Here is a 12,888-nt window from a genome sequence, read left to right on the forward strand (position 1 = left end):
TGCAACTTAAATCACAGCTCGGTAACGATGCTGGATTTCAGTTAACGACAGTTTCGGTAGGTCGCGATCCTAAAGGTGTAAGCCCTCCACGCCTCACCTTTAGGAGTTTTACTTGCGCAAGACCATCGTTTCCACCCTCACCCTGGCCCTCGCATTGTCCGCTGCTCCAGCTGCGCACGCGGGCTTCACCGCCCAGAATTCCTCCGAAGCAGCGCAGCTGTCTTCCGAGGAATGGGCGAACGTCTCCAGCAACATGCAGTGGAACCTGACGAACCAGCCATTCCCAAGCAACATCGTTGACGCCATTGGCGCTGGCGCCTTTGGAGCGTTCCAGGCCAGCTTGGTTTCCCTGTATCACTGGACTTTCATGTCCATCAACCAGGTCCTGAACATCTTTAACCCTTAGGAGAAAACACATGAAGCGTCTCATCGCGGCAACCACTGCCACCATCGTCCTCTTGTCCGCACCTGCCGCTCAGGCTCGTGACATTGAGGTCCCACTTTCCACAAACACCAAGGAGATCGTCCACAACCTCTGGAAGAACGGCTACCAGCAGTGGGACATCCTCCAGACCATCTTTTCCCCATTCCTCGCCTACATCGCCCCACAATCCACGGACACTCTCATGGGCGACGAAAACTTCATCTACACCTCAAACTAGATGCCACACATGAAGAGCTCGCAATGCTCTTCACCTTCACATTCATCCCGCCTCCCCTGGTGGAGTGGGGTTAAGAATCCGAGCTATAACGCTCAATCGATTCGGCCACGTGGCCACGCATGACATATTCGACCCGGTGCGCTAGTTGTGCCGGGTCTTCACGCATTCCGGTGGCGATCCAGTGCATCAGGTGTCCGACCACCGCCAGGGTGTAGTGGTCAATGATGAAGTCCCGGTCAACTGGTTGCAAGCAATGGCCGTCGGCAAGCTCGGTCACGATGGCGCTCATCATTTCGCGCAGCGCTTTGAAGAAGAACACCTCGGTTTTGGGCATTGTGAGCGATTTTAGAATCGCTTGGACTTGGTCACGGTGGGTGAACATGTAGGTCATGAGCTGCTCGAATCCGGCAGCCCACGCGTCGTAGCGTGCGTGCGCGAGGATGTGACGCGCGACTTCTTCTTGGAAGAGCCACGCGGCAGCATCGTAAACGTCGTCGAAATGATAGTAGAACGCTTGGCGAGTGACTCCGGCCCGAGCTGCCAGACGAGCGACAGTGATTCGGGAGAGCTCGGTGGTCGTCAACTCACTTTTGAGCGCTGCAGCCAAGGCCTCACGTGCTTCCATAATCGCCACTTTACACAACACTAAAAGTGTCTATGTACAGGGCTTTTTATGACCAATAGGCTGAAAAGTACCAAGGCGCTTTCCTTGAAGGATGGGTTACGAGGCAAGCGCCCCGTCCGACAAGGAGATCATCATGTTCCTCTTCGCAACCATCCCTTGGTATTCCTGGCTCGCCTGGTTCGCTGTCCTCGGCGCACTGATCGGCCTCAATGAAATTTCCCGTCGATCGCGCTACGCAGGCTGGGCCTTGTTCATCGCACTGCCGATTGCACTCACCATTTTCGTCTGGCCTCACACCGCGGGGGCTGGCTCATCGACGGGCACCTGGTTCCACTGGGTCAAGGTTTACTCCGCCCTCGCCGGCTGCCTCGGCTTCATGGCGCTGCGCTACCACCCGAAGCTCGCAGCGAACAAGTGGGCGCTGTGCTTCCCACCGTTCATCCTTGGCTTGAACATTTTGGAAGCCTGTATCCGTGACTTCGAAGTCGGCGCGATGAACGCAAACGGCATGGTCGACGGCGTGTTCATGGTCTCCGGTTCGTGGAACTACATGAATGGCATCGCTGGCCTGCTCAACCTCATCACGATTTGCGGCTGGACCGGCATCATCATCTCCCGAGATCCGTCCAAGGACATGATCTGGCCAGACATGCTGTGGTTCTGGATCATTGCCTACGACCTGTGGAATTTCGCGTACGTATACAACTGCGTCGGCGACCACTCCTTTTACGCAGGTGCCGCGCTCTTGATTTCCTGCACAATCCCAGCGTTCTTTATCAAGAAGGGCGCCTGGCTGCAGCACCGCGCCCATACGCTGGCCTTCTGGATGATGTTCACCATGGCTGTGCCAAGCTTCGTCACGTCCTCACGGTTCTCCGTCGAAGCATCCCACGATCCGAAGGCCCTGTTCATCGTGTCCTTCATCGCGTTGGCAGCGAATATCGCTGTGTTCGGCTACCAGATCTACACCGCCGTCACCCGCAAGAAGAACCTGCTTCGCGACGAGCTGTACGCCCACCTCGACGCGCACCACGATGTCTTCATGTCCAACATCGCAGTGCCAGCGTCCTTTGAAGCAACGGAGATTAGCGCCGCGCCTTCACCACGCGCTTAGTGGTCTGCTTTACCGTTTTCTTGGCCGCCTTCTTGGCGGCCCTCTTCTTGGTTGCCTTCTTTGCCGGAGCTGGGTTTGCAGCCTCCTTGGCGCGACGTTCGGAGAGCAGCTCGTTGGCGCGGGCGTCGGTCATGGTCTCCGGGCTGTCACCCTTGCGTAGCGACGCGTTCGTGGTGCCATCGGTGACGTATGGGCCGAAACGACCGTCCTTGACCTGCATTGGCTTGCCAGACACGTCGTTGTTTCCGAGAACCTTCAGTGGCGCAGCAGGCGTTGCTGCGCGGCCACGGCGCTTAGGCTCGGAGTAGATCCGACGCGCTTCCTCCAGGGAGACGGTGAAGATCTGCTCTTCGTTTGCCAAAGTGCGGGAGTCATCGCCCTTGCGCAGGTATGGGCCGTAGCGGCCGTTTTGTGCGGTGATGACCATTCCGTCAGATGGGTCAACACCGACTTCGCGCGGCAGGGAGAGCAGTCGAAGCGCGTCGTCAAGCGTGACAGTGGCGGGTTCCATGGTGGAGAACAGTGACGCGGTGCCCGGCTTGAGGGTTTCCTCGATGATCTGGGCGATGCGCTTTTCCTTCTGGGTGGCTGCGGTCTTGGTTTCCCAGTTCTTGGCACGCTTGCCTTCGGCTTTGCGCTGCGCGTCCTCGGCTGCGCGTTCCTCGGCGACGATCTCCTCGGCCTTGGATTCAACCGAGGCCTTCTCTTCGTCGGTGACCATCTCGGTGACGTATGGGCCGTAGCGGCCGTCCTTCGCCACAATCATGCGGCCATTGGCGGGGTTGACGCCCAGCTCACGGCCACCTTGCGGGATGGCAAAGAGCTTCTCTGCAGCCTCAAGGGAGAGCTCGTCCGGGGTGGTGGATTCAGGCAGGTTGGCGCGCTGGTATTCCGGCTCGCCTTCGGCGGTGTGGCCAACAACGCGCTCGAGGTATGGGCCGTAGCGTCCGACGCGGACCACGATGTCGCGGCCTTCGGAGTCGGTAAACAGCTTGAGGGAGTTGACCTCGCGGGCGTCGATTTGCTCCAGGTTGTCACCGACCAGGGACTTCAGGCCACCGAGACGGGCGATGGAGTCAGCCATGTTGTCGCGGGCCTCCGCGTTGCCGAAGTAGAAGCCGGTGAGCCACTGGGTGCGATCCTCGTTGCCCGCTGCGATCTCATCGAGCTCATCTTCCATGGAGGAGGTGAAGTCGTAGTCGACGAGGGAGCTGAAGTTTTGCTCCAGGAGGCCGACCACGGCGAAGGCTACCCACGATGGGACCAGCGCATTGCCGCGAGAGAAAACGTAGCCACGGTCCTGGATCGTCTTGATGATGCTTGCGTATGTGGAAGGACGACCAATGCCCAGGTCTTCCATCTTCTTCACCAGGGATGCTTCCGTGTAGCGCGCCGGCGGGTTGGTGGAGTGTCCCTCGGCCTCAACCTTGTCGGCAGCAAGCGCATCGCCCTTGGTCAGTACCGGCAGGCGTTTTTCGGCGTTGTCGGCCACGTTGCGGCCGTCTTCCAGCATGGACGTCTCCACATAGGCCTTGAGGAAGCCCGGGAACGTGATGGTGCGGCCGGTCGCGGCGAATTCAACCTCTTCGCCGGACTTGGCGGTGCCCGCGATGGTGACCTTCATGGACGTACCACGTGCGTCAGCCATCTGGGAGGCGACGGTGCGCTGCCAAATGAGTTCGTAGAGCTTGAATTCCTCGGCGTCGAGCTGGCCGTGCAGCTGTCCAGGGGTCGCGAAGGTTTCACCTGCAGGTCGGATTGCCTCGTGAGCTTCCTGCGAGTTCTTCACCTTGCGGTTGTACTGACGCGGCGCATCAGCCACGAACTTGTCGCCGTACAGCTCTCGCGCCTGCTGGCGCGCAGCCTGAATACCGGACTGGCTCAGCGTGGTGGAGTCGGTACGCATGTAGGTAATGTGGCCGTTTTCGTACAGTCGCTGCGCGATACGCATGGTGCGCTCGGAGGTGTAGTGCAGCTTGCGCCCTGCCTCTTGCTGCAGCGTAGAGGTCATGAACGGTGGGTATGGGCGACGGGTGTAAGGCTTCTCCTCCACCCCGGCAACGCTCATCGACGCGCCGGTCAGGGCGTCGGCAAGCTGCTGTGCGCGCGCCTCATCGAGCACGACAACGTCCTTGCCCTTGAGCTCGCCACGGTCGGTGAAGTCGCGGCCCTGCGCCACACGCTGCTTATCGACGGCCACCAGGCGGGCCACAAACTCGTTCGGGTTCTCTGGGGTAGCGGTTTTGTCGGTCTTGAGTTCGGCGGTGAGATCCCAGTAGTTGGCGGACTTGAATGCCATGCGCTCGCGTTCGCGTTCCACGATCACGCGCGTTGCCACGGACTGCACACGTCCCGCAGACAGACGTGGCATGACCTTCTTCCAGAGCACCGGGGAAACCTCGTAGCCGTAGAGTCGGTCCAGGATGCGGCGAGTTTCCTGCGCATCCACCAGGTTTTCATCCAGTTCACGGGTGTTTTCCGCGGCGGCCAAAATTGCTGGCTTGGTGATCTCGTTAAACACCATGCGCTTGACCGGCACCTTCGGCTTCAGCACCTCGAGCAGGTGCCATGCGATGGCTTCACCTTCACGGTCGGGGTCTGTGGCGAGGAAAAGCTCGTCGACGTCCTTGAGCTTCGCCTTCAGGTCGGCGACCTTCTTCTTTTTGTCAGCGCTAACAACATAAAGCGGGGCAAAACCGTGGTCCGTGTCCACGCCGAGGCGTGCCCAGGACTCCTTCTTGTACTTGGCTGGAACATCCGCTGCGCCACGCGGAAGATCGCGAATGTGTCCCACGGACGCTTCGACGATGTAATCCTTGCCCAGGTAGGGCTGGATTTTCTTCGCCTTCGTCGCGGACTCCACGATCACCAGTCGCTTCACGCCAGCACTCGAATCTGCCACTTACGCCAACTTTCTGTCATTACATGTGTGCGTTTAACTGACTACCGTACACAGTTATATATAGCTCTACTACGCACAGGGGCTGCAAATGTTGAAATTCTCTCATTTTGCGCTACTGAATTTTGAGCCCGTCGGCTGTTCTTGTGTGTACTCCCGATGTAGTACTACTACGAAAATGAGCTATTTTTGGCTCATTTTGACCCGAGAAATGTAGTAGTACTACATCGGGAGTACACAAACCTGCCCATACAAACCCCTGCGCACGCAAAAACCCGGCCACCCCTTTTTCAAAAAAGGAAGCGACCGGGTTTTCAGGAAGTCTTAGACAGCGGTGACGTTCTGAGCCTGTGGGCCCTTTGCGCCTTCACCGATCTCGAACTCGACCTGCTGGTTCTCTTCGAGGGTACGGAAGCCGTTGCCCTGAATCTCGGAGTAGTGAACGAATACGTCTGCAGATCCGTCAGCTGGAGCGATGAAACCAAAGCCCTTTTCAGCGTTGAACCACTTCACAGTTCCCTGTGCCATAATAAAACCTTATTTCTTTTGAAACGAAGCAGTACTTTCAATATTTCTGGAAGTACCGGGCCGTTGGAACTCTCGGACCCTTCTTTCAAAAGACTCGAGCGCTCGCAATCAAACAAAATCCTCTGCGAGCGCTATGTAACACTGCACTTGGAAAAGCTGCGACCGAGTCCCAGTGTGTCACGAATTTTTGTGGAGCGATAGCCCCATTCTAAAATTATTTATATATACCCTGGTCAGGGTGCGGAAATAATTTTCACATAAGGTTGGTTCATGGCTTCAAATTCAGGTTTTCCAACCGTCGGCATGGAGATTGCAGAATTCGTGCAGCGCAGGTTTCCGCAGTCCACATGTACGCACATGGAAACCATCCCTGCACGACCAGCCAGCTATGCCCCTTGGCCTGAGTGGGTATTCCCTCCGCTACGGAATTACTTGGAGGAGCAGGGGATCCGCCAACCGTATTCGCACCAGGTGGCCGTCGCTGAGCATGCGCGGGCAGGCAGGAACGTCGTGGTCGCAACGGGCACGTCGAGTGGCAAGTCGCTGGGTTATTTGCTGCCGATCCTTAGCGCTTTGCAGGCCGATCCCACCGCGTGCGCACTGTATTTAACGCCGACTAAGGCGCTCGGCAGCGATCAGCTGAGCAATGTGCTGCGCATGACTAGGGACATTCCCGAGCTTCGCAGCATTGGGCCTGCTCCCTATGACGGCGACACACCCGCCGATGCACGTTCCGGCATTAGGGACGAGTCTCGTTTCATCTTCTCCAATCCCGACATGGTGCACGCTTCTCTGCTCGGCAATCATGCCCGCTGGGGCAGGCTGCTGCGCCACCTGAAGTTTGTGGTTATCGATGAGTGCCACACCTACCGAGGTGTGTTTGGGGCGCACGTCGCCATGGTGATTCGCCGACTTACTCGGCTGGCCAGGCATTATGGCAGCGACCCGGTCTTCATTCTGGCCTCAGCCACGGCCACCGATCCCGCTGAGCACGCCGGCCGTTTGATCGGTTCCCCCTGCGCCGAGGTGACCGAGGACGGTGCTCCGACCGGGGTACGAACCGTTTTGCTGTGGGAGCCCGGTTTCATCGAGGGTGCCGAGGGCGAGAACGGCGCTCCCGTTCGGCGCGCGGCAACCACGGAATCCGCGGACATCATGGCGGCAGCCATCAGCGAGGGCGCCCGAACTCTCACTTTTGTGCGTTCCCGGCGCGGCGCCGAAATTGTGGCTCTGCGCGCCGCCGAGGAACTCACCTTGCTGGGACGCCCCGATTTCGCGCGGCGCGTCGCCTCCTACCGGGCGGGCTACCTGCCGGAGGATCGGCGCAGGTTGGAACGCATGCTTGACGACGGCACCCTCCTCGGCGTCGCCACCACCAATGCCCTGGAGCTCGGGATTGACGTGGGAGGCCTTGACGCGGTGGTCACTGCTGGTTTCCCGGGAACGATTGCTTCGTTTTGGCAGCAGGCAGGCCGCGCGGGTCGTCGCGGGCAGGGTTCGCTCGTGGTGTTCGTGGGCCGAGATGAGCCGATGGATAACTATTTGCTGCACCACCCGGAGGCGCTGCTGAGCAAGCCGGTGGAGCGGATCGTCTTTAACCCGGCGAACCCGTTTGTGCTGCGCAGCCACGTGTATTGCGCTGCGGTGGAACGCGCTCTGACCAGTGCAGACATTACACAATGGCACGCGGAACCAGTGGTCGAGCAGTTGGTGGCGGAAGGGTTGCTCCGCAAGCGCCCGCAGGGATATTTCGCGGTGGAGCCTTTTGAAGAATCGGATTTAACCCCAGATACCGCACATCAATTGGTGAGTTTGCGAGGGTCATCAGAGCGGGAAATCATCATCGTCGAATCCACCACCGGCAGGCTGTTGGGCACGATCGACGCCGAGCGCGCACCTTCACAAGTCCACCCCGGCGCGGTGTACATGCACCAAGGCGAAACTTTCATCATCGACGAACTCGATCTCATCGATCGCGTCGCCCTCGCCCGCCCCGACACCCCGGAGCACACCACTTTTGCCCGAAGCACTACGGATATCCGCATTGTGGGCGATCCGGGGCCCGGACAGCTCAAAGATCTTGGCGGTGGGGTGTGGGTCGCCGCCGTGGACGTGGAGGTCACCACCCAGGTCACGTCGTACATCACCAAGCTTGCCGACGGCACAGTCTTAGATTCCGTGGCCCTGAACATGCCAAAGCAATCCCTGACCACCCGGGCCGTGGCGTACACAGCGGATCCCCTTGCGCTCACCGCAATGGGTATTTCTGCAGCGGACCTACCCGGCACTTTGCATGCAGCAGAGCACGCAGCGATCGGGATGTTGCCACTGCTCGCCACCTGCGACCGGTGGGACATCGGCGGCGTATCCACTGCTCAGCACCCTGATACCGGGCTTCCTACGGTGTTCGTCTACGACGGCCACCCCGGTGGTGCGGGCTTCGCCGACTGCGGGTTCGAACGCTTCCAAGAGTGGATCACCGCCACTTTTGACACCGTCAGATCGTGTTCCTGCGAAAGTGGCTGTCCATCCTGCATCCAATCCCCGAAGTGCGGGAACGGCAACCAGCCTTTGAACAAGGCTGGCGCCATCACGCTTCTCGGGTCACTGGTTTCCTTGATGGGCTAGATCGGACCGGCGCGGGAGGCTGCCGACACCGAATCAACCCGGACCGTGACGATGACGTCCGCCTCCACTAGGTCACACTGGATAACTTCACCTCCATTTCTGCTACTGACCTGGTTCGCCACCCCGCAAGGGTCTGGCTCCTGATGGAATTGGGAATGGGCAGCTGCCACCGCAGCCAGCTCGGCTGCCACTCGCGCTTGATGGGTATCGATCATCCCTTTACCGAAGGTCCCCACAAGGACTACGAGAGCCACTACCGCTGATATCGCGCCGGCAGCCGTGATGGTGACGTTGCCTGTGTCGTCGTCAAGGCGCATACACGATCTCCACGGGATAGGTCGCGCTCGCAACGATGTCGCGGAAGGGCGCATCGATGCGCACGGTGGCTTTTGCCCAGGCAGCATTGGTGGAGTACACAACAGTCCCACGTTCTGGCTGGTAGTGCTCCCCCAGGGCGTGGGCCCGGGCAGCGGCGCCGGCCATATCGATGGCGGAAATGTACAGAGCCAGCACCGACATTGCACTAAGTGCTAGGCCAGTGACGCTAACGAGACCAGCGAGCCCGAAGGCAGCTTCGATGGTGACTGAGCCTTGGTCGTCGTCCAGTTGGTCAGGCAGGGACGCTGGCCAGAGCACTGCTCAAGATTCCTTGGAGGGCCTGCGAGACCTGCTGGCTTTTCACCACCAGGTACAGCGCGCCGGCGAGAGCTGCTGCGCCGATCGAGCCCATGGCATATTCGATTGTCGACATGCCTTGGTCGTCGCGGATGAAGGTACGGAACATGATTTCTCCTTAGGTGAAATGTTGGGTAGCGAGAGTGATGATGATGGGCAAAAGCCCGAGGACAATGAAGGCAGGCAAGAAACAGATCGCCAGCGGAAGCGCGATGAACACTCCGGCTCGTTCGGCAGCAGCGGTTGCTTCCTCCGCAGTGCGGGAACGAACATCGCGGGCAATTCTTTCGCACGAATTAACCAGCGAACTTCCCGAACTATGCGAGTGCGTTGACACCCGCGCTAGTTCCTGCAGCGCTGGTACGCCGACCATGGGATTCCATGCAGCAGCGGGTGGCGCTCCGAGGCTGAGCATCGCGGCTACGCTGCGCCACGGCGTCGATGGAACCCGGCTGACTTCAGCAACAGCTTCGGCTGCCATCGCCGGGGTCACTCCGGACGCTAGGCACGCTGCAAACAGTTCGATATCGGCGGCGCAGTCCAGCGCTGCAGGCGGTCCGTCTCTGGCCCGCAATGCGGCATTGGTTTCTTCGTTGATTCTGTTCTTCAGTGGCGCTGGTTGCGATATCCACATACCTAGAGCTGCAAAAACGAGGCTGATCATCGGGCTCCCCCATCATTGATGGCGCTGGCTACTATGCGGTCGACCCACAGGAAACCCGCACAGCCAAGCGCAGTACCGACGGCTAGAAGCATTCCGCCGAGAGGCGTTCCGGTCAGGAATCCCACAGGGTCAGCGCCCATCGCTATTCCCATTCCGATCCCGGCTAGCGGTAGCGCGGACAGGATGACCGCCGTAGCTTGTGGCCCTTGCAATGCTGCCTGCGTGGCTCGGGCGTGACGCAGTCGCGTATCGATGCGGTGCTGCATATGTTCGAGCAGACCAGCCAATGCAATGCCCCTAGAGTCTGCGACGCTCCATAGCTTTCCGACGTCCCGTAGGTCGCCGTAGGGCTCCGGGGCGTCGATAAGCACGACCGCGGGCGATACCCCAGCGGAGGATCGGTGGGTGGCCACAGTACACAGCTCGCGGAGTCGTTCTGGGGAATCCATCGCTGCATGCTTCATTGCTTCGTGGGGAGTCGCCCCAGCGCGTAGGTCGCTGGCGAGGCTGCCCACCAAGTTCGCGGTGTCTTCTGCTGCTTCTCGAACTCTTGCTCGCCGGTGCATCGAGGTCAGTTTCCACACCAAAAGTCCGGTCACCATGAGCGCCGAGATGGCCACCGCTGCGCCCTTCGCGAGGACAATTGCAGCCGGAATCAGCCCGGCAAGATAAAGCAGCCGACTTGTACTCACCGAGTCAGCAATTCGTCCCCGAGGCGAAGCAGGAGATCCAACTAGAAGGGCGCTAGCTGCGCAAAACACCGCAATCATATATGCACTCCATCATTTGCGGACCATATGATCTTTGTTTCACATCTTGAAAATCCGGCTATCGCAGATACTTTCCGTCCCTGCCGAGTTCGCTGCATCATGACTACATACGAAACCGCGGCCTGAAGCTGGGTGCGCAGGGCATCCGGCTGCATCCCACCAAGCATCGCTAAGGCCTCCATGCGCGCAGGGACCTCAGCCACCGAGTTCGCATGGACGGTGCCAGCCCCGCCTTCGTGCCCCGTGTTGAGCGCTGCCAACAGATCGACCACTTCGGCCCCGCGGATCTCCCCGAGCACGATGCGATCCGGGCGCATCCGGAGCGCCTGCTTCAAAAGGTCGGCCATGCTGACTGCCCCTTTGCCCTCCACATTCCGGGACCTCGCCACGAGCGAAACCACGTGGGGGTGCGGAGGCTTGAGCTCGGCGGTGTCTTCGATGCAGACGATGCGCTCGGTAGTAGGAACTTCAGCCAGCATTGCTGCCAGCAGCGTGGTTTTGCCCGAACCGGTGCCACCGGCTACAAGAAAGGAGTGCTTGTCATGAATGATGGTCCGCAAGATCTCTTTGCTGTGGGCACAGATTGTGCCTAGCTCCTCCAGCCTGTCGAGTGTTGTCGCAGCTTGACGGAGCACTCGGAGGGAGATGCAGGTCCCGCCATCGCTGAGGGGAGGGATGATCGCGTGGATGCGAATACTTGCCCCGTCCTCTCGTAGGAGGCGTCCGTCGACGAAGGGCTGAGCATCATCGAGTCTGCGACCACAGGCGACCGCGAGGCGAACTGCGAGTTGGCGGACCTCGGCGTCGTCATCAAAGGAAAGTTCGGCGCGCTCCAGCCCGTCACCCCTGTCAAACCAGACGGAGTCGGGCCCGTTGACCAGCACATCCGTGACACCCGGGACTGCCAGGATGGTATCGAGCACCCCGGCCCCCGATGAGTTTTGTCGCAGCTTCCGCAGGATATTAATCAGTTCCAAGTCACTGATGACTCCGGCTTCTTCCCGCACCACTTGCGCAATGTCCTCGGCAGGCGCATTGTCCATGGCCCCGAACTGTTGTGCAATGCGCAGCTGCACCTTGGAAATGAGATCCATCAGCCGCGCCCCATTTCGGCTGTAAGCGCACGGACTGCTGATTTGAGCGCGCCTGGGCACGTCGATAAGCCATGCATTTCGGACCGCTTCACCAGCGACGCGGCATGCGGAATCTCGGTAACCACATCCATCCCGCTGAGACGCTCCACCTCAGCAACGCTCAGCCCCGACCAACTGCGATGCCGAACAACCCCCACTTGGCGCACGCCTTGCAGCGAGGCCACCTGCGCGGAGATGTGCTGCGCAGCTGACACAGCGCGCAACTCCGCGGGAATGACGACGGCGACGCAGTCGACGCCCAAGAGAGCTTCTTCCCAGCCAGGCAGACGCAGCGAGGCATCGACAACTACCGTGCAATTGGCCAAAGAATCGATGGCAACCCGCACCTCGGCACCGCTCAAGGCCTCCAAACTGCCCTTGCTGCGCGCCGAAGTAAGGAAACTTACTCCCTTTTCCTGCGGCAACGCGGCTTGGAGATCATGACCATCAACAGCTCCCGCACTGAAACTTAGGTCATTCCACCTGGCGCCGGTGAGATGTTCAGCCCCTAGGAGCAGGTCGATCCCACCGGAGTACGGATCAGCGTCGAGCAGCACTGCCCCATTGCCGAGCTCCCTCGCGAGCGCCACCGCCAACGTACTCGCACCACAGCCCCCGCTGGCCCCGAGGATGGCGATGCTCCGCCCGGATCGCTGCATCGGCACCGCACTCTCCCCTACCGCGCGTAGCAGCTCCGGTGCCTGCGCAGGGATGACGAAGCCTTCCGAGGCCCCGACGGCAAAGGCGCGCTGCCAATCGATCGGACCCGGATCGCCAGCCACGAACAGCACGCGCGGGTGCCCCAGCGCCCCACCAAGCTCCGCAGCCATGTGCTTATCGACGACCACGGCCTTGCATCTGACTGCTATGCGACGAAGCTCAGCTGGATCGGAGATGTCAATGACCTGTTGCCCTGCGGCGGCCACAATATGCATGGCTTCGGGATGGAGCAGTGGATCTCCCACGCTTACGACAATGCTGTTCTTCATGGCCATGAGGATGCCGAGAAGCATTCCTCTTGCCAAGGGGCACCTTAAAGGCCTGTGGATAACCCCACTTTTTGCGCACGTTTCAACGACTCTTGTGGATAACTTGGTTTTCCGCACAAAAAACGACGGCCCGCGCCTCGGGGGGGGGTGTGCGCGGACCGTCTATTTTCTTACCCGACAACAGGGGGGGGATCGTGCCGG

14 protein-coding genes are annotated in these 12,888 nt (G+C 59.9%); 4 read left to right on the plus strand and 10 right to left on the minus strand.

The window, feature by feature from the left end; genetic code table 11:
* The first annotated feature begins 112 nt into the window (after positions 1-112).
* Both WG939_RS05560 and WG939_RS05565 read left to right on the plus strand, forming a co-directional pair.
* The gene (locus WG939_RS05560) at positions 113-406 is read left to right on the plus strand and encodes a hypothetical protein (protein WP_339983510.1); all 294 of its coding nucleotides are present in this window, start codon (positions 113-115) and stop codon (positions 404-406) included.
* A gap of 10 nt (positions 407-416) precedes the next feature.
* Positions 417-662: a hypothetical protein gene (locus tag WG939_RS05565; protein ID WP_339983511.1), complete on the plus strand. Its 246-nt coding sequence runs from the start codon at positions 417-419 to the stop codon at positions 660-662.
* A gap of 70 nt (positions 663-732) precedes the next feature.
* Here WG939_RS05565 and WG939_RS05570 read toward each other — a convergent pair whose 3' ends face one another.
* On the minus strand, positions 733-1,287 hold the full coding sequence (locus WG939_RS05570; protein WP_339983513.1) for a TetR-like C-terminal domain-containing protein: 555 nt from the start codon (positions 1,285-1,287) through the stop codon (positions 733-735).
* 133 nt (positions 1,288-1,420) lie between these two features.
* Between WG939_RS05570 and WG939_RS05575 the strand changes: the two genes are divergently transcribed.
* Positions 1,421-2,401: a DUF5692 family protein gene (locus WG939_RS05575; RefSeq protein ID WP_339983515.1), complete on the plus strand. Its 981-nt coding sequence runs from the start codon at positions 1,421-1,423 to the stop codon at positions 2,399-2,401.
* On the opposite strand, the gene topA is transcribed toward WG939_RS05575, so the two are convergent.
* The gene (topA, locus tag WG939_RS05580) at positions 2,373-5,303 is read right to left on the minus strand and encodes a type I DNA topoisomerase (RefSeq protein WP_339983517.1); all 2,931 of its coding nucleotides are present in this window, start codon (positions 5,301-5,303) and stop codon (positions 2,373-2,375) included. The genes WG939_RS05575 and topA overlap by 29 nt on opposite strands.
* A 321-nt stretch (positions 5,304-5,624) precedes the next feature.
* Positions 5,625-5,828, minus strand: coding sequence for a transcription antiterminator/RNA stability regulator CspE (cspE, locus tag WG939_RS05585; protein WP_339983519.1), 204 nt, complete (start codon positions 5,826-5,828; stop codon positions 5,625-5,627).
* Between the two features lie 270 nt (positions 5,829-6,098).
* On the opposite strand from cspE, the gene WG939_RS05590 reads away from it, so the two are divergent.
* The gene (locus tag WG939_RS05590) at positions 6,099-8,456 is read left to right on the plus strand and encodes a DEAD/DEAH box helicase (protein ID WP_339983521.1); all 2,358 of its coding nucleotides are present in this window, start codon (positions 6,099-6,101) and stop codon (positions 8,454-8,456) included.
* Here WG939_RS05590 and WG939_RS05595 read toward each other — a convergent pair.
* The 7 genes from WG939_RS05595 to ssd form a co-directional block, all read right to left on the minus strand.
* Complete coding sequence (locus WG939_RS05595) at positions 8,453-8,773, minus strand: Rv3654c family TadE-like protein (protein ID WP_339983523.1); 321 nt, start codon at positions 8,771-8,773, stop codon at positions 8,453-8,455. The two genes, WG939_RS05590 and WG939_RS05595, sit on opposite strands and share 4 nt — an antisense overlap.
* Complete coding sequence (locus tag WG939_RS05600) at positions 8,763-9,092, minus strand: hypothetical protein (protein WP_339983525.1); 330 nt, start codon at positions 9,090-9,092, stop codon at positions 8,763-8,765. Before WG939_RS05600 ends, WG939_RS05595 begins: the two co-directional genes overlap by 11 nt.
* Positions 9,067-9,240 (minus strand): DUF4244 domain-containing protein, encoded by a 174-nt coding sequence (locus WG939_RS05605; protein ID WP_339983527.1) that lies wholly within the window; start codon positions 9,238-9,240, stop codon positions 9,067-9,069. The genes WG939_RS05600 and WG939_RS05605 overlap by 26 nt, the downstream gene beginning before the upstream one ends.
* Before the next feature lie 9 nt (positions 9,241-9,249).
* Positions 9,250-9,795: a type II secretion system F family protein gene (locus WG939_RS05610; RefSeq protein ID WP_339983529.1), complete on the minus strand. Its 546-nt coding sequence runs from the start codon at positions 9,793-9,795 to the stop codon at positions 9,250-9,252.
* Positions 9,792-10,487, minus strand: a complete 696-nt coding sequence (locus WG939_RS05615; protein WP_339983531.1) for a type II secretion system F family protein — start codon at positions 10,485-10,487, stop codon at positions 9,792-9,794. The genes WG939_RS05610 and WG939_RS05615 overlap by 4 nt, the downstream gene beginning before the upstream one ends.
* Before the next feature lie 74 nt (positions 10,488-10,561).
* Complete coding sequence (locus tag WG939_RS05620) at positions 10,562-11,659, minus strand: TadA family conjugal transfer-associated ATPase (protein WP_339983533.1); 1,098 nt, start codon at positions 11,657-11,659, stop codon at positions 10,562-10,564.
* Positions 11,659-12,723, minus strand: a complete 1,065-nt coding sequence (ssd, locus tag WG939_RS05625) for a septum site-determining protein Ssd (RefSeq protein ID WP_339983535.1) — start codon at positions 12,721-12,723, stop codon at positions 11,659-11,661. Before ssd ends, WG939_RS05620 begins: the two co-directional genes overlap by 1 nt.
* Between the last annotated feature and the right edge of the window lie 165 nt (positions 12,724-12,888).

This window comes from Corynebacterium sp. H130 (assembly GCF_037572395.1).
GTDB lineage: Bacteria > Actinomycetota > Actinomycetes > Mycobacteriales > Mycobacteriaceae > Corynebacterium.

Bases quoted from the DNA above. Each gene is read 5' to 3' on its own strand.
- WG939_RS05565 (WP_339983511.1), top strand. From the start codon at position 417: ATGAAGCGTCTCATCGCGGCAACCACTGCCACCATCGTCCTCTTGTCC.
- WG939_RS05570 (WP_339983513.1), bottom strand. From the start codon at position 1,287: ATGGAAGCACGTGAGGCCTTGGCTGCAGCGCTCAAAAGTGAGTTGACG.
- WG939_RS05575 (WP_339983515.1), top strand. From the start codon at position 1,421: ATGTTCCTCTTCGCAACCATCCCTTGGTATTCCTGGCTCGCCTGGTTC.
- cspE (WP_339983519.1), bottom strand. From the start codon at position 5,828: ATGGCACAGGGAACTGTGAAGTGGTTCAACGCTGAAAAGGGCTTTGGT.
- WG939_RS05590 (WP_339983521.1), top strand. From the start codon at position 6,099: ATGGCTTCAAATTCAGGTTTTCCAACCGTCGGCATGGAGATTGCAGAA.
- WG939_RS05595 (WP_339983523.1), bottom strand. From the start codon at position 8,773: ATGCGCCTTGACGACGACACAGGCAACGTCACCATCACGGCTGCCGGC.
- WG939_RS05605 (WP_339983527.1), bottom strand. From the start codon at position 9,240: ATGTTCCGTACCTTCATCCGCGACGACCAAGGCATGTCGACAATCGAA.
- WG939_RS05610 (WP_339983529.1), bottom strand. From the start codon at position 9,795: ATGATCAGCCTCGTTTTTGCAGCTCTAGGTATGTGGATATCGCAACCA.
- WG939_RS05620 (WP_339983533.1), bottom strand. From the start codon at position 11,659: ATGGATCTCATTTCCAAGGTGCAGCTGCGCATTGCACAACAGTTCGGG.